14 protein-coding genes are annotated in these 14,674 nt (G+C 61.3%); 1 reads left to right on the top strand and 13 read right to left on the bottom strand.

All coding sequences use genetic code 11. The features are described 5' to 3' along the window. Nucleotides 1-337: 337 nt before the first annotated feature. The 9 genes from A3840_RS18900 to A3840_RS18860 form a co-directional block, all read right to left on the bottom strand. Nucleotides 338-2,098, bottom strand: coding sequence for a hypothetical protein (locus A3840_RS18900; protein ID WP_067460808.1), 1,761 nt, complete (start codon nucleotides 2,096-2,098; stop codon nucleotides 338-340). A gap of 79 nt (nucleotides 2,099-2,177) precedes the next feature. After that, nucleotides 2,178-3,173: a Bug family tripartite tricarboxylate transporter substrate binding protein gene (locus A3840_RS18895; RefSeq protein WP_131798391.1), complete on the bottom strand. Its 996-nt coding sequence runs from the start codon at nucleotides 3,171-3,173 to the stop codon at nucleotides 2,178-2,180. A gap of 32 nt (nucleotides 3,174-3,205) precedes the next feature. Continuing rightward, nucleotides 3,206-4,726, bottom strand: a complete 1,521-nt coding sequence (locus A3840_RS18890; protein ID WP_067460806.1) for a tripartite tricarboxylate transporter permease — start codon at nucleotides 4,724-4,726, stop codon at nucleotides 3,206-3,208. A 16-nt stretch (nucleotides 4,727-4,742) separates the two neighbouring features. Next, a complete protein-coding gene (locus A3840_RS18885) occupies nucleotides 4,743-5,213 on the bottom strand; it encodes a tripartite tricarboxylate transporter TctB family protein (protein ID WP_067460804.1) in 471 nt (156 codons plus the stop codon). Next, nucleotides 5,213-5,962 (bottom strand): RraA family protein, encoded by a 750-nt coding sequence (locus tag A3840_RS18880; protein ID WP_067460802.1) that lies wholly within the window; start codon nucleotides 5,960-5,962, stop codon nucleotides 5,213-5,215. Before A3840_RS18880 ends, A3840_RS18885 begins: the two co-directional genes overlap by 1 nt. 74 nt (nucleotides 5,963-6,036) lie before the next feature. After that, nucleotides 6,037-7,002 (bottom strand): Bug family tripartite tricarboxylate transporter substrate binding protein, encoded by a 966-nt coding sequence (locus tag A3840_RS18875; RefSeq protein ID WP_067460800.1) that lies wholly within the window; start codon nucleotides 7,000-7,002, stop codon nucleotides 6,037-6,039. Between the two features lie 13 nt (nucleotides 7,003-7,015). Beyond that, entirely contained in the window at nucleotides 7,016-8,515 is a 1,500-nt protein-coding gene (locus tag A3840_RS18870; protein WP_067460798.1) for a tripartite tricarboxylate transporter permease, read from the bottom strand. Between the two features lie 12 nt (nucleotides 8,516-8,527). Next, the gene (locus A3840_RS18865) at nucleotides 8,528-8,950 is read right to left on the bottom strand and encodes a tripartite tricarboxylate transporter TctB family protein (RefSeq protein WP_067460796.1); all 423 of its coding nucleotides are present in this window, start codon (nucleotides 8,948-8,950) and stop codon (nucleotides 8,528-8,530) included. Further along, on the bottom strand, nucleotides 8,947-10,695 hold the full coding sequence (locus A3840_RS18860) for a hypothetical protein (RefSeq protein ID WP_067460794.1): 1,749 nt from the start codon (nucleotides 10,693-10,695) through the stop codon (nucleotides 8,947-8,949). The genes A3840_RS18865 and A3840_RS18860 overlap by 4 nt, the downstream gene beginning before the upstream one ends. Before the next feature lie 119 nt (nucleotides 10,696-10,814). Between A3840_RS18860 and A3840_RS18855 the strand changes: the two genes are divergently transcribed. Further along, nucleotides 10,815-11,702: a LysR family transcriptional regulator gene (locus A3840_RS18855; protein ID WP_067460792.1), complete on the top strand. Its 888-nt coding sequence runs from the start codon at nucleotides 10,815-10,817 to the stop codon at nucleotides 11,700-11,702. On the opposite strand, the gene A3840_RS18850 is transcribed toward A3840_RS18855, so the two are convergent. The 4 genes from A3840_RS18850 to A3840_RS18835 form a co-directional block, all read right to left on the bottom strand. Then, the gene (locus A3840_RS18850) at nucleotides 11,699-12,103 is read right to left on the bottom strand and encodes a Rid family hydrolase (protein WP_067460788.1); all 405 of its coding nucleotides are present in this window, start codon (nucleotides 12,101-12,103) and stop codon (nucleotides 11,699-11,701) included. The two genes, A3840_RS18855 and A3840_RS18850, sit on opposite strands and share 4 nt — an antisense overlap. Then, entirely contained in the window at nucleotides 12,100-12,786 is a 687-nt protein-coding gene (locus A3840_RS18845) for a cyclase family protein (protein WP_067460786.1), read from the bottom strand. The genes A3840_RS18850 and A3840_RS18845 overlap by 4 nt, the downstream gene beginning before the upstream one ends. A gap of 93 nt (nucleotides 12,787-12,879) precedes the next feature. Then, nucleotides 12,880-13,668, bottom strand: coding sequence for a cyclase family protein (locus tag A3840_RS18840; RefSeq protein WP_131798390.1), 789 nt, complete (start codon nucleotides 13,666-13,668; stop codon nucleotides 12,880-12,882). Between the two features lie 40 nt (nucleotides 13,669-13,708). Continuing rightward, nucleotides 13,709-14,674 (bottom strand): C-terminal binding protein, encoded by a 966-nt coding sequence (locus tag A3840_RS18835; protein WP_067460782.1) that lies wholly within the window; start codon nucleotides 14,672-14,674, stop codon nucleotides 13,709-13,711.

The raw sequence follows: 14,674 nt of genomic DNA, 5'->3' as shown, positions 1-14,674 counted from the left end.
TGGAGCTTGACCTCAATGCCCGATTAAAGAAGCAGACATAGGATTTTATCAGGCGGGCTTAAGTCTAAAGTCCCGTGACGCGCATCAGGAGATCGCGGCACAAGATGCCTATGCTGTAACTTTTGAAGCAGGATCTATGTGGCCTACGTGCTCCAAGCCATGTGCAACGGCATTGGGAGCAACGGCGTTTGAGCCCGGTGCGTATCGCGCCTGATGGAAACACTCGACTGGCCCCAAAGGCGAACGGCCAATAGGGCAGCCGTCCCCCTCTGCTCATTAAGCAGTTGGCAAAGCAGGGTCGCTTCTAGTCTTCGGCATGAGGGCCGCGATCCAGCCTCTACGTTTGCATTGGCGAGTCGGGTTGGCGGGCGAAACGCTTGTCCGTGCTATTCTGCATTGCGTTCCGATAGAGTCGAAGATCATCACCAAGAACACGCAGCCGGGATGCGTCGAGGAGCGTGTATACCCTGTAATGATAACTCGTCGCGGCCGCAAATTCCTCCAGATGATCGGCAAAACGCCATAGCTCGTCGTCCATTTCCGCCATCATCTGTTCGGTGCGAACGTAGAAAGCGGAACCAGCATCCTTCGACTCCACTGTCAGATACTTGGAGAGGATGATGTTGTAGGTGACGATGCGGAACGCTTCGACGTACTTTTCGAACACAAGAAACCAGTCCTGCAACATCGATACGGTTTCGCCGGACAGCCCGGCGTGACCCTTTTCGATTTCGGCGCGCAGGGACCGCACCAGACGAAGCGCTTCGTCTTTTTCGTCCATCAGCAGCTGGACATTGGCCTGGCTTGTGCCCAGGGGGTCGACCTTGCTCGCGTCCCAGTCCTCCAGGCTGAACGTTTCCTCAGCCAGCCAATGGGCTATTTCCATGCTGAGCGGCCAGTGGCTGGAGTCGGAAAATACAAAATCGTTGATATAGGCGGTGCGCTTCACGACGCTCCAGGTTTCGTCGAGAATGTCTCCCACCCAGCGAGTCGCATCCTCCCGCAGACCGGCTTCGGCGGCAGGGGCAAAATGGTGCTCGGCTTCGAGCCAGCGGCGGTAAATGTCGGCCGCCGGAGTGCTCATGTCCTTCGAGAGCGCCGCGGCCGCGTAGATATTGACGATATTGAGCGTGTCGAAGGCGCTATGACCGTCCAGATGTTCCCAATCGATGCGGAACATGGCGCCGGTCGCGCCTCGTTCACGGGCATAGGCAAGGCGATGCTTGAGATCGTCGATAAGGATTGCCGGACTGATGCCCCAGCCGGTGAACTGGCCCCATACGTCGAATTCGATCCATTGCTCGCGGTTGCCGACCTTGCCGATACGGGCATTGTCGGGAAAGGTGGGGAAATAATCGTGCGGAGTGTTCTTGAGCGCCGCGCCGACATCATCGGGCAACTGCTCCACAGCGCTCGAGATTTCGTGGTGCCGTTTGGAGTCGAAGACGAAATCGCGGATGATCAGCTTCTTGCCGGCGGCGGCGATGGGCGCGTGAATGGCCTTCAACAGGTCGCCGTACCAGACTTCGGGAACGGTCTGCTTGCAGCGCTCGCATGTGCACCTGGTGTAGGAGATCGTCGCCCGGCTCTCCCCGCTGGCGGGGGAAGTGATGATGCCCGCAACACCGGGAAAGTCATCAAAGAACTCGGTATACTTGGTCTGTACAAATTCCAGCCAGAACGGATCGCTAGGACAGGTCTTGCCGTCCTTGACCAACTGCGGAAAAAACTCGAGCAGGATATCAGGGAAATAGAGCTCCTTGTTCTCGATAAAGACCTCGATGCCGGCGCGCCGCGCTTCCTCCAGCAGCCGCGTGAAGTAGGAGCGCTTCTGCAATGGAGCGTTCTTGCGCGTGGGCGTGAATTTCTTGAGCGCCCGATATATATCCTGGTACTTTTCAAAGAAGTGGCCGTAGGGCTCGCGCGTACCGCCGAAATACTTGGCAGGAAAGGTTACGAGTTCGAGAAAGTCGTTCTTGTGAAGAATCAGCGTGTTGAGGTCGTTCGCCTTCATGAAATCCAGTGTCTTCTTGGTGTGGGCAAAGTCCCACGCATAGGCACTATGGATTTCGATTGCCCGAACAGCGAAGTCGGTCATTTGCAAATTTCCTTGTCTGTCTGGAATTTGGCCGTTCAGAGCCGATGGAAGGAGCGCCCCGGCGGGGCGCTCCGCAGGGTCAGCGCTTCTGTTCCTGGATGGACTGCAGAATGCCGGTCTGTTCGAGAGTGACCTGGAGCGCAGCCTGTTCGTCGATCCAGAACTGGGCGAATTCTTCGCCGCCCATGTAGTGAGGTTCAAAGCCCATCTGTTCGATCACGGCGACGGTGGCAGGATCGTTGGCGATCTTTTCAAAGCCATCGCGCAGCGTCTGCAGCACATCTTCGGGGATGCCCTTGGGTGCCGCATAACCCTGCCAAACGAGCGAAACCAGATCGTATCCCGCCTCGGTGAAGGTAGGGACGCCTCCGTAAAGCGGGTCCGAAACCGGTGCTTCGCTGGCCGTGGCCAACACACGGATGGTGCCGGCGCGGACATGCTCCTGGATATCGAGGGGGTTGGTCATGATGGCACCGATATGCTGACCCAGAAGGGCCACGATCATCGGGGCGCCACCATCGAACGGCACCGCCTGGATGTCGATGGCGGCTATGCTGGCCAACTGCTCGGTGGCAATGTGCGCGCCGGTGCCTACGCCGGTATGACCATACTTAATGGCGCCCGGATTGGCAGTCGCATGATCGACAAAATCGGCCAGGGTCGACCATTCGGCGTCGTTGTGAACGGCCAGGACATAGGGCGAGCTGCCCACCAGCGCGATGGCCTCAAGGTCGGTCGCATAATTGTACTTGGTTTCGCCCAGCAGCGGCGCCAGCGTCAGGCTGTTGCTTGCGGCCCCCACGGTATAGCCATCCTTGGGCGCATCGGCCGTTTCGTTGAAGGCAAGGTTCCCCGACGCGCCCGGCCGGTTCACAACGACGATGCTGGTGCCCATGTGCGGCTCGCCGCCCTGCGCCATGGCGCGTGCCAGCAGATCGGTACTGCCGCCCGGCGACTTGCCGACGATAATGGTGATGGGCTTGCTCGGATACTCTTGGGCGGACACCGGCATCGCCAATACCCCCGCCGTCAAGGTGGCCATCAGGCCGGCTTTCAAAAGGTTACTGAATTTCACTTGGTTCTCTCCTCCTGTGTTGAACTGTGCTGTCAGACGTCTTCGGCCACGGGCTGCGAAGAGCTGCGTCTGAGAAGTTGTCGAATGAAGCGGAAGATCATCCAGCCGATCATGGCGACGCCCAGCCACAATGCCGTGCCGGCCAGCGGGCGGGTCATCAGCGTCCAGATATTGCCGTCGGTCAGCACCATGGTCTGGATCAGGCCCTGCTCCAGCTGCGGCCCGAGAAAAGCACCCAGCGCGAGTGGCGCCAGCGAGTAGCCGGACATCTGCAGGAAGAACCCCAGGAAGCCGAAGAAGGTGAGCACGCCGAGATCGAACAGGCTGTAATTAAGCACATAGGCGCCGGTGAAGGTCACAAGGGCGACCACTGGCATCAGGTAGCGCATGGGAGCCCGAAGCACCGAGGCAAACAGTCCGACCAGGGGCAGGTTCAGGATGAGGCAGATCAGGTTGCCGATATACATGCTGGCAATCAGCCCCCAGAACAGCACCGGCTCTGTCGAGACCAGCATCGGACCTGGCTGGATGCCATGGATCATGAAGCCGCTAAGCAGCAGGGCCGCGGAAGCCGAGAACGGCAGACCCAGCGACAGAAGCGGGATCATCGTAAAGGAGCTGGCGGCATTATTGGCCGCTTCGGGACCCGCAACGCCCTCGATCGCGCCCTTGCCCCATTCTTCCCTTCGCGTGGAGAGCTTCTTTTCCAGCGCATAAGAGGCAAAGGTGGAAATCGTGCCGGACGGTCCGGGAATGAGCCCCATGATTGCGCCGATCAGACCGCCGCGGAAAATGGGCAGGATGGAGCGGCGGGTCTCTTCCCTGTTGGGATAAAGGTCCTTGAACTTGATCTTCGTGACGCGGACGTCGTTCTGACGTTCGCAAATGCGGGCCAGCACCTCGCCCAGGCCGAATACGCCCATGACGATGACAATGAAGTCGAGGCCGTCGCCCAGACCGTCCACGCCGAAGCCGAACCGGACGAGCCCGGTCATATAATCCATGCCGACAGTGCCCAGCATCAGGCCGATCAGCATCATCAGCACGGCACGCAGGGCCGAGCCGCCCGAAAGATTGGTGAGCACCAGCAGGCCCAGTGCGGCAATGGCAAAATATTCAGGCGGTCCAAAGGCTATGGCGACCTGCGCGAGCGGCGGCGCGATGAACGTGATGCCCACCACGCCCAGCGTGCCGGCGACAAAGGAGCCGATGGCCGCGATGGCCAGGGCAGCGCCGGCGCGACCGCGCCGCGCCATCTGGTAACCCTCGATCATGGTGACGACGGATGCGCCTTCTCCGGGCACATTGACGAGAATCGAGGTGATCGACCCGCCATACATGGCCCCGTAATAGATGCCGGAGAACATGATAAGCGCCGTCAGCGGCTCCATGCCGAAGCTAATCGGCAGCAACAGGGCGATAGTGCCCGAAATGCCGATGCCGGGCAGCACGCCCGCCAGCGTGCCGAGGGTCACGCCAGCCAATGCTGCCAGGATATTGTGCAGAGCGAGGCTCGCCTGGAATCCCTGCATCAGGAGGGCGAAGTTTTCCATTTCTAGGCTCCCGGGATCATGGCAGGGTCACGCCGAGCAGCATGACGAAGCAGAAGTAGAAAAAGCCGGTCGCCCCGATCGAGACGGCCATGGGCACGAGCCATCCCGGGCTACGGGTGAGCTTGGTGAGGAAAAGCAGATAAAGGGCGCTGGCAACGACATAGCCGGCGAGATCGAGCAGCACGAGGAAAGCGATGGTTCCGGCCAGTGCCATCAGCAAGTTGAGGGCCGTGTAGCGGTCGAGGGCGACCTCATCGGCTTCCGCCATTCGGTGCTTTCGCAGTGTGAGCACGAGGTTGACGGCTGCAAGCACCGTCGCGGAGACCCCGATCACGCTGGGCATGAAGCCGGAGCGGGGGTTGGAAAGCGAACCGAAATTGAGACCCAGCGCATGAAAGCAGTAGAAGGCGCAGGCCACCAGGATCAGGCCGGCAACCGCCTTTTCGATCCCCGACCGATGTGCGACGATTTCGGTGCCGCCGGCCATCACCACTCCCCTTCCCGGCTGAAGGTCGCCTGACTGCGGCGCCGAAACTCCTTCGCCGCCGCCGCCGCATCCGCCACGATCTGCCCAGGCGCAATGCCGGGGCGGTTCCAGGCGGCCGCGATCACCGTCTCGAATTCGCTGCGGTCCATGAATTGCGCAGCTTCGAGCAAGCGCTCCTCGTCCTCCGCAGGCACGGCCAGAAAGCCGTGCTTGTCTGCATGCACCAACTGGCCGGGCCGGATTGTGGTGCCGAACACCTCGACATCGCAGTTCCAGCGCACTGGATGGACATGCGCATTGCCGACGCAGAGGCGTCGCGAAACCGCCTTGAAACCGGCGCGCCCCATCTCATCGATATCGCGCACGGCGCCATCGACGATCGTGCCAACGCAGCCGATGGCCCTGTGCAGCGTGGCGTTCACCTCGCCCCACATCGAGCCCACGGTTTTCTCGCCGTCGAGATCCTGCACGACGACGATTTTAGGGCCCGGGAAACTCGCCACGTAGTCGCGATAGGCCCGCAGAGCGTCGGGATTATCGCTCCTGTGCCGCGCGTTGCTGGGCTCGATGACGACCGTCACCGCATAGCCCACCATCGGACCGAGCTGTGGGGTCCAATCCTGTGTCGGTTCACGGTTGAAGCCTTCACGAGCAATGTCGGCTCGGGTGATCTGCGACCAGCCGTTATAGACGGTCGGCGTCGTCATCTGAGCCAGCCTGAGAAGGTCCGATATCGGCAGCTGTTTCATGGCAAGGTCCTGGCGTTGACCGGCCACGTGTCCTGTGGCCGGCCCTGAAGAGGCCCGTAGATGGGAGCGGTTGCTTAGTTGGAGGCCTGTTCCGCGGCTTCCAGCAGTTCAAGGGTTTCGAGGAAGCGCGCTTCCTGCGCCATCCACTTCTGTGCAAATTCGTCGCCGCCGAGGAACTCGGCGCGCAGCCCCAGTTCCGAGATTTTCTGCTGTGTTTCCGGATCGTTGACGATCTGCTCGAGCGCGCCTTCGAGGCGCGACACGACGTCCGGCGGCAGGCCCGCCGGGGCGGCAAGGCCCGTCCAGAGCTGGTCGATCACCTCATAGCCGAGTTCATTGAAGGTGGGCACATCGGCATAAAGACCTTCCATCCGGCTTTCTCCGGCCACTGCGAGCGGCCGGATGGAACCGGCTTCGACATTGGCGCGGAAATCGGAAGGCGCCTGCCAGGAAGCCTGCACGTGTCCGCCCAGCATCGCCGCCATGGCCCGAGCGCCGCCGTCGAAATGCACCGGATCGATCAGGATATCGTTCTCAACGCCAAACCGGGCAAAGCTCGAATAGGTCGCCGATACGGCGCCGGCCGTTCCATATTTCAGCGCATGCGGATTATCCCGCGCAAAGGCCACCATCTCATCGAGGGTGTTGAATGGCGTATTGGCATCGACCGCCAGCACATAGGGCACATTCGAGATCTGCCCCACGGCCGTCAATTCCTGGACGTAATTGTAGCTGCTTGCACCGGTGGCAAACTGTTGCGTCATCGCCGGGCTCACCGTGCCCAACGTGTAGCCGTCGGGATCGGCCTCCACGAGTTCGGACAGCCCCACATTGGTGGACCCGCCGGGACGATTGACCACCACCATGCTCTGGCCGAGATATTGCTCGGCCTTCTCGGCGACCGCCCGTGCGATCAGATCCGAGCTGCCGCCGGCCGCGAAAGGCACGATCAGCGTGATGGTGCGCGAAGGATAGTCCTGCGCCACCGCCGAAGCCGTCATCAGTGCCGCCATGGCCGTGAAGGTCATCAGATGTTTCATGTCACTCTCTCCCTCATATTCCTGGTTTTTCGTTTGTCCGCCAACGGCGTGCGGCAAGTCCCAGTGCGATGACCAGAAGGCCGATCGCCACCAGGAGAATGGTCCCGCTGATGGGGCGGGTAAAAAAGATGGCAAAGCTGCCATTGCTCATTGAAAGGGCCTGCGTCAGGCTGGACTCGATCATCGGTCCGAGGAAGGCTCCGAGGACAAGCGCGGTAAGGTCGAGCCCGGCCTGCCGGAAAAAGAAGCCCACGATCCCGAAGACGAGCAGGACGGCCAGATCGAAGAGGCTGTTGTTGATCGAATAGGCGCCGGCAAACATGACAATGGTCACGAGAGGCAGCAGGATCGAAAACCGCACCCGCAGGACCGAAGCAAACACTCCCACCAGCGGCAGGTTTATGATCAGCAGCATGACATTGCCGATGTAGAGGCTGGCGATCAGGCCCCAGAAGATGTCGGGGTTGGTAACCATCAGCAGCGGCCCAGGCGTCAGCCCGTGGATCACGAAACCGCTCAACAGCAGCGCCATCGATGCCGAAAACGGAATGCCGAGCGAAATAAGCGGCACCATCTGCGCATACATGGCGCTGTTGTTTGCCGACTCCGGCCCCGCCACGCCGGCGAGCGCACCCTTGCCGAATTCGTCAGGGGTGCGACTGACCCGTTTCTCCACCGCATAGGAAGCGAAAGTCGCGATAATGGCGGAAGGTCCCGGGATCAGCCCCATCAGGAACCCGATGACCCCACCGCGCACGATCGGTCCGGCGGACTGAGCCAGTTCCTTTCGATTGGGATAAAGGTCGCGAAAGGCAAAGCTGCTGCTCTCGCGCCTTTCATTTGCGCGACCGATCTCGGCGAAGATTTCGGCCAAGCCGAACACGCCCATCAGCATCACGACAAAGTCGATGCCCTTGTCCAGCACGCGGAATTCCATGGTGAACCGGCTGGCGCCGAGCACGGGATCGAGCCCGATCGTGCCGATCATCATGCCCACGATGATCATCAGCAGAGACCGCATCGGCGATTTCGAGAAGGTGCTGGCGAGGATGACGAGACCCAGGACGGCCACCGCGAAGTATTCCGGCGGACCGAAGGCCAAAGCGGCCCGGGCGATGGTCGGCGCAGAAAAACTCAGCGCCACGATGCCCATGGTGCCAGCCACGAAGGAGCCGATGGCGGCTATTCCCAGCGCCTTGCCGGCCTTGCCCTTCTGGGCCATCGCATGTCCGTCGATCGCCGTGACGACCGATGTCGCCTCGCCCGGAATATTGACCAGAATGGACGTGGTCGAGCCGCCATACTGGGAGCCGAAAAATACCCCCGAAATCAGGATCAGCGCAGTCAGCGGATCGAGGCTGTAGGTCAGTGGCAGCAGTACGGCCACCGTTCCGGCGATGCCCAGGCCAGGCAAAACGCCGGCGAGCGTGCCCAACAACACTCCCGCCCCGGCGGCCATAAGGTTTGTCAGCGAAAAGGCTGTCGCAAATCCCCCGATCAGCGGTTCAAACATGGCGCGCGTACCTCATGGCAGAGGCACGCCGAGCAGCGTGGCGAACACGAATTGCAGGACGACAGAGAAACCGATGGCAAGGCCGCCGACGGCAAGCGGATTGCGCAACCCAGCGGTCAGCAACAATCCGGTCAGCACGGCCATGCTCGAAAACATGAAACCCACCAGCGACATGGCCGGCACATAGAGCGCCAGCAAGGTCAGGTAGACCAGCGGCGGCGCTACGGCATGCCAGCCGGAAAAATGCGTCCCCTCGGGTGCTTCCAGCATGGAATTACCAAGCGACCAGCCAGCCAGCACCACTCCACCAACGCCAAGCAGGATCGGCATGAAGCCGATGCCGGGCCGCGCCGGCGTGCCCATTGGGAGCGCTAAGGCAAGCATCAGATAAAGCGTGCAGAACAGGAGGATCACGAGGTTGACGGCGCGCTTCATCCCGGGCTCGCTTCCGTCAACGGGGTCGCCGGTACGGCGGTCGCCAGGGCTCCGGCGAGGTTTTTCCTCAGCAGCTCGACCCGTTCGGCGCTGAGCAGGATGTAATTGGGGTGCGGCCTGTCCGTGGTCGCCGCCAATTCGCGATACTCGAGGGCCAATCGGTCCAACTCGCGCAAGGCTTCGGCCAAAAGTGCGTCCACTTCCCGGCTGAACGCATCGCTCCTGGCTCGATGGTCAACGACATACTGGGCCAATATGCAGGCGCGCCCGATCCAGCGAAAGCCTTCGATATAGCGATAGGCCAGGTCCAGCCTTATGCCCAAGTCGGCATGGGCTTCCGCGGTCAGTGCCTTTGGCCGCTCCTGGCCGAATGCCTCCAGCATGCCTTCCACGACGCGAAGCGCTGCGTCCTTCTCCCTTATTATCGCCCGGACATTGTCCTCATTGGTCCTGAGCGCATCCGCCTTGTCGGGTCGCCAATCCTTGAGACTGTTCTTTTCCTCCCCGAGCCACCAGGCATGGCCCAGGCTGACGGGAAACGAACTTGAATCGCTAAAGACGCAGTCATTGGTAAAGAGCGCGCCTCGGACCGCCCCCCATGAAGGAGACAGCACCTTCATCGCCCAACGGGCCGCCTCGACCCTTTCCGCCTCCCCGGCCGACGGCTCCAGCATGTTCTGCTCTTCGAGCCAGGTTTGGTAAATGCCGATCGCGTCCGCATCCAGATCCTCTCCCAGGCGCGCGCCGGCATAGAGATTGATGAGGTTGGGCGTGTGAAAGGCCGAATGGCTGTTGAGGCTCTCCCAGTCGGTACGCAGCATGATGCCACTGACGCCCTTGTCGCGGGCTCGCTGCAATCGAGTGCGCATGTCCTCTATCATGATGGCGGGCGCAATGCCCCATCCGAAATACTGGCCCATGCAATCGAACTCGATCCACTGCTCGCGGCTGCCTACCGTACCGATGCGCGGATTGTCGGGGAAAGTCGGATAATAGTCATGGGGCGTGTTCTTGAATGAGATGGCGACATCCGCCGGCATGCCCGCAACGGTACGCGCCAGTTCGTCATGCGCCCGCTTGTCGAACACGAAATCGCGGATCACCAGCCGCTTGCCCGCCAGCGACAGCGGCTCGTACATGGCACTGAGCAATTCGCCGTACCAGTGTGCAGCCGTCATCTCGGCGCAGGCTTCGCATGGGCAGCGATGCGATGTGATGGACAGGTGACTTTCGCGCGTGCCGGGCGAAACGATAACCCCGGCGAGGTCGGGAAGGTCCTCGAGCAGTTCACGGTACTTACTGGTCGTCAGATCCCACCAGAACGGCTCGCTCGGGCAGAGGGCGCCCCGCTTGAACACCTGAGGATTGAGCTCGGCAGCCACGGCCGGGAAGCACAATTCCTTGTTCTCAAAATAGACAGCGATCCCTGCCCGACCGGCAACATCGATCACCCGCTTGATATAGTCGCGGTGCTGGTAAACCTCGCTGCGCCGCAGCGGCGTATAAGTATAAAGGCTGCGATGAATTTCCGCGTAGCGCTCGAAGACATTGCCGGCGGCGCGACTGGCTCCAAACAAGGCACCAGGATAGACCACACGGTCCACGATGTCGTTCTGATGCAGCACCAATGCATTGAGGCCGTGTCGCTGCGCGAGGTCCAGTGCCCGGCGAACCCAGCTGAAGTCCCAGATATAGGCGCTGTGGATTTCGAGCGCGCGCAGGGCGAATTGGTGCGAACCAGCCAACGTCTATACCTCCCCTCGGGCGTCTTCCGCCTCTTGATGGTAAAATCGTAGCGCCTTCACACATATACCGTCTAATATTAACTTTTGCCCGTTCAATAGCCCTGGGCTATAAGGCAGGCATGAACCTTCGTCAGTTGCGCCTGATCCAATCCCTGATGCAGGGCCACTCGCTGAACGTCACCGCCCGCAATATTGGTATTTCCCAACCGGCGGCGACCAACCTTTTGCGCCAGGTCGAGCACGAGTTTTCGCTCCAGCTCTTCGTGCGCGAAAAAGGCCGGCTGGTGCCCACCGATGAGGCGGTCCGCCTGGTGCCCGAGATCAGCCGAGTACTGGAAGGGGTGAGCCTCATCCAGGAAACCGTGCGTGAACTTCGCGACGCCTCCGAAGGCAGCATCACGCTGGCGGCGACGCCAACGGTTTCGGAAGCCCTTCTTCCCCAGAGCCTCAGCGCCTTTGCGGCGCGCTATCCGCGCACGCCCATCTGGGTGCAGGTCATGGCGAAAAGGCAAGTGCTTACTGCCGTGGAGTCGGGGAGGGTTGACCTGGCACTGGTCAATGCGCCTTTTGAACTGCCCTGGCTGACCGCGACCAAGCTCGTCGATGCGCGCGTCGCCTGCTACCTGCCCGAGGGCCATCCACTAGCCGAGAAGCAAGAGGTGCGCGTTGAGGACGTTCTACGCTACCCCATCATCTCGCACCTGCATTCGTCCATCATGAACGAGTTCTTTGCCGGCATCGAGGAAATGGACATGATCGAGCGCGCCATAACCATTTCAATCAACCATACCGCGACAGCCCTCAAGCTGGTGCAGGAAGGCGCCGGCATTGCGCTCACCGATCCGCTGGGCCGGTGCCCCCTGGGGGTCGTTCGTCGTCGAGTGGTCCCGGAAATCGAGATAAGCCCACACCTTGTGATGCGAAAGCAGATTACCCTTACGCCGCAACTGCGGACGTTGAGCGGCCTGCTGACCGAGGTTGCCGCCGCTATCGATATCGGTTCCTAACCACCGGCGGGCAGCGCGATGATGGCGTCGAATTCAACCAGGAGGCCGGCGAGAAGACGGGTCTCGATGACTTTCCTGGCAGGCGGCTCGGAACGGAAAACGCGGGCGTAGATTGCGTTGAGGGCCGGATAGTCTTCCATGCGCGCAAGATAGACCGTGACCTTGAGCGCCATGTCGAGACTGGTTCCGGCAGCACGGGCGACGGCGTCGAGATTCTGCAGGGCCTGCCGCGCCTGGCTTTCGAAATCCTCGGCAACCGGCTTGCAGGTGGTGGGGTCGAGCCCCGCCTGTCCTCCCGTATAAAGAACGCCATTATGCACCACGCCCTGCGAAATGGGTGCGGAGACGACCGGTGCGTCATGCGTGAGGACGATGTGACGGGCCGGGAAGAGCCCGCTCATTGGATTGCCAAGAGGCGGATGGGACAGGAATCGAGGCCCACGATCTTGATCGGCGTAGCGATGGCCGTGAAGCGAGAGCCGGACAGGGCCTCGAGATTGGTGATATATTCGATCAGCAACACGTCCTTGGAAAAGAGCGCGTCGTGGTTGGGGAAGTCGCCATCCTTGCCATAGCGCACCAGATCTTCCATCTCGGCGCAGACGCCCATGATGTTCATGCCCTGATCGACCAGCCAGCGCACCGCTTCTGGTTCGAAGAACGGAGCGCGCTTTTCCTGGTCGGCAAGATCGACCGTATGGCAGAAGACCATTTCGCCGCGCCGGATGCCGCCCACCTTCTCTGCCGCGCGCTTGACGTCGTCGATCCCGATGTCGCGCTCGGGGGGAACGGAGCGAAGATCGATGACCACTGCATCGCCCACCAGCCTGGCTGCATCGATGCCGGCGCAGTCCCTGCCCCGCCTGTTCCAGTGATAAGGCGTTTCGAGATGGGTGCCGATGTGGCTGGCGAATTCCACCACGTGCATGGGGTAGATCTTGTCGGCCTCGGTCACCACATAGCCCGGAAAGGTCTCGGGATATTGTTCGAGCGGCACATATTCGACATGCACGTGCCGCTTCTCCACTCTGGGGTCCAGCGTGTGGGAAAGGTCGATGATTTTGCGTCCGGTCAGGTCGAGCATCAATTGGTCCTCCGCTTGGGGCGCCGGTGCAGTTGCGCATTCTGACGCCGAAAAAGGCCAGGCGAAGGGGTCTCCCCTCCGCCCGTATTTCATTCAGTCGAAATAGGCGACGCAGCGGCATGTCGCGCCGCGCATGCCCTGCAGTTTCAGCGGCAGGATGGACAGCTTGCTGCGATTGCTGGAAATGCTGCCAAGATTGCACATGGCGCCGATATACATGACATCGGCGGTGTTCATGATGTTGGGCGAGCCGAAATCGGCATAGGCCTTTTCCTTGGTGTACTGTGCCAGGTAGCGCTTGGCCTGCAACGAGGGGAAAGGCTGGCGTTCCCAGGACGGCTTGGAGCCCCATTCGGGCAGCTGATGCTTGCGACCACCACCCCAATAGGGGAAATCGGCGCCGACCAGATCGGACTTCTTGGCCTTCATCAATTCGACAAGGCGGATCGCGCCTTCATTCGACATATAGGGGCCGGTGCGGGCGTAATCGTCGCCGAGCTTGACCCAGTTCTCGTCGTCGCCCCAGCCGGTGCGGATCAGGATGGCATCGCCCTCCCGGAAATCGGCCTTTTCAGCAGCACGGTTCACGTCCTCGGCGGTTATCACGTAATCCTTGCCGCAGGGGATTTCGAAAATGACCGTATCGCGCATCATCAGCGTTTCGAGCGGCAATTCGTCGACGCGCGGCGCGGTCGGGTCCTGCATGGCGCGGATCATCAGCCGGGTTCCCGTTTCCGAGAACATGGTGATCATCGTCAGCTCATAGCCCTGCACGTCGTCGCGCGTGATCGGCTCGCTCTGGAATGGGACGTCCCAGGCCCAGACATTGCCCACCGGCATGTGATCGTAAAGCGGCAGTGTCAGATCCACCCATTTACCCAAGGTTCTCTCTCCTTCTTCGATGTTGACGGCAGGCGCCGTTTCAGTTGACGACGTTGGGGCTTCCGGCCCCGGTCAGGATGTCCCGAATGGATCGCGCGGCCTGCTCTTCGAGGCTGGCGAGCGACTCTTCGGAATAAAAGGCCATGTGTGGTGTCAGCAGCACGCGCTGATCGTGCCGCAGCGGCGAATCCGCCGTCCATGGCTCGGAAGCGAAGACGTCGAGTGCCGCACCGGCTATCGTGCCAGCATCGAGCGCCCGCACCAGAGCCCCCTCCTCGACCAGTTCACCGCGCGCGGCATTGATCAGCAGCGCGCTCGGCTTCATGCGGGCAAGGGCTGCATCGTTGATCATGCCACGCGTCGCGTCGGTCAGCGGGGCGTGGAGAGAAAGGATGTCGGCCTCGCCCAGCACCCTTTCGAACGACATGAGTTCGGCGATGCCGGCCTCATCGCGCCCGAGCATGGGATCATGGGCGATTACCCGCATGCCGAGGGCCCGCGCCTTGCGTGCCACGGCGCGGGCCAGCTTGCCATAGCCGACAAGGCCCATGACCTGCGTGCTGACGCGGCGTATCGGGCGGTAATCGGTCTGCCGCCAGCGCTTGTCCGCCATGTCCTTGGCGGCCTGCGGAATATGGCGCATCCAGCTCAGCATCAGCGCCAGCACATGGTCCGACACTTCCTCGCTGCAATAGTCCGGCACATTGGTGACGGCGATGCCACGCCGGCGGGCCGCTGCGACATCGACGCTGTCGACGCCGGTACCCAACCGGGCGATGACAGCACAGCGGGCCAGACTACCGAGTTCGGCTGCCCCGACGGGCACGAGATTGACGATGAGCCCGTCGGCGTCGCGGGCTTCTTCCACCCAGCTCTCGCCCTTGGCGACAACCAGTTCGTAATCTAGGCCCTCAAGCCCTTGCCGAACCGCGTCCAGGCGGTCCGAAAATGGGTCCGGCATCACGATCCGGTAGCGGCGCTGCGCTTGATTGGCTTGTTCGGACAT

The sequence above is a fragment of the Devosia elaeis genome (assembly GCF_001650025.1).
Taxonomy (GTDB): Bacteria; Pseudomonadota; Alphaproteobacteria; order Rhizobiales; family Devosiaceae; genus Devosia; species Devosia elaeis.
This window is presented reverse-complemented; position numbering and strand designations above follow the sequence as displayed.

What these genes read in the sequence shown, in the direction of transcription:
- A3840_RS18875 (WP_067460800.1), bottom strand. Translation starts at nt 7,002, where the DNA reads ATGAAACATCTGATGACCTTCACGGCCATGGCGGCACTGATGACGGCT.
- A3840_RS18880 (WP_067460802.1), bottom strand. Translation starts at nt 5,962, where the DNA reads ATGAAACAGCTGCCGATATCGGACCTTCTCAGGCTGGCTCAGATGACG.
- A3840_RS18855 (WP_067460792.1), top strand. Translation starts at nt 10,815, where the DNA reads ATGAACCTTCGTCAGTTGCGCCTGATCCAATCCCTGATGCAGGGCCAC.
- A3840_RS18865 (WP_067460796.1), bottom strand. Translation starts at nt 8,950, where the DNA reads ATGAAGCGCGCCGTCAACCTCGTGATCCTCCTGTTCTGCACGCTTTAT.
- A3840_RS18850 (WP_067460788.1), bottom strand. Translation starts at nt 12,103, where the DNA reads ATGAGCGGGCTCTTCCCGGCCCGTCACATCGTCCTCACGCATGACGCA.
- A3840_RS18845 (WP_067460786.1), bottom strand. Translation starts at nt 12,786, where the DNA reads ATGCTCGACCTGACCGGACGCAAAATCATCGACCTTTCCCACACGCTG.
- A3840_RS18885 (WP_067460804.1), bottom strand. Translation starts at nt 5,213, where the DNA reads ATGGCCGGCGGCACCGAAATCGTCGCACATCGGTCGGGGATCGAAAAG.
- A3840_RS18835 (WP_067460782.1), bottom strand. Translation starts at nt 14,674, where the DNA reads ATGTCCGAACAAGCCAATCAAGCGCAGCGCCGCTACCGGATCGTGATG.
- A3840_RS18870 (WP_067460798.1), bottom strand. Translation starts at nt 8,515, where the DNA reads ATGTTTGAACCGCTGATCGGGGGATTTGCGACAGCCTTTTCGCTGACA.
- A3840_RS18900 (WP_067460808.1), bottom strand. Translation starts at nt 2,098, where the DNA reads ATGACCGACTTCGCTGTTCGGGCAATCGAAATCCATAGTGCCTATGCG.
- A3840_RS18890 (WP_067460806.1), bottom strand. Translation starts at nt 4,726, where the DNA reads ATGGAAAACTTCGCCCTCCTGATGCAGGGATTCCAGGCGAGCCTCGCT.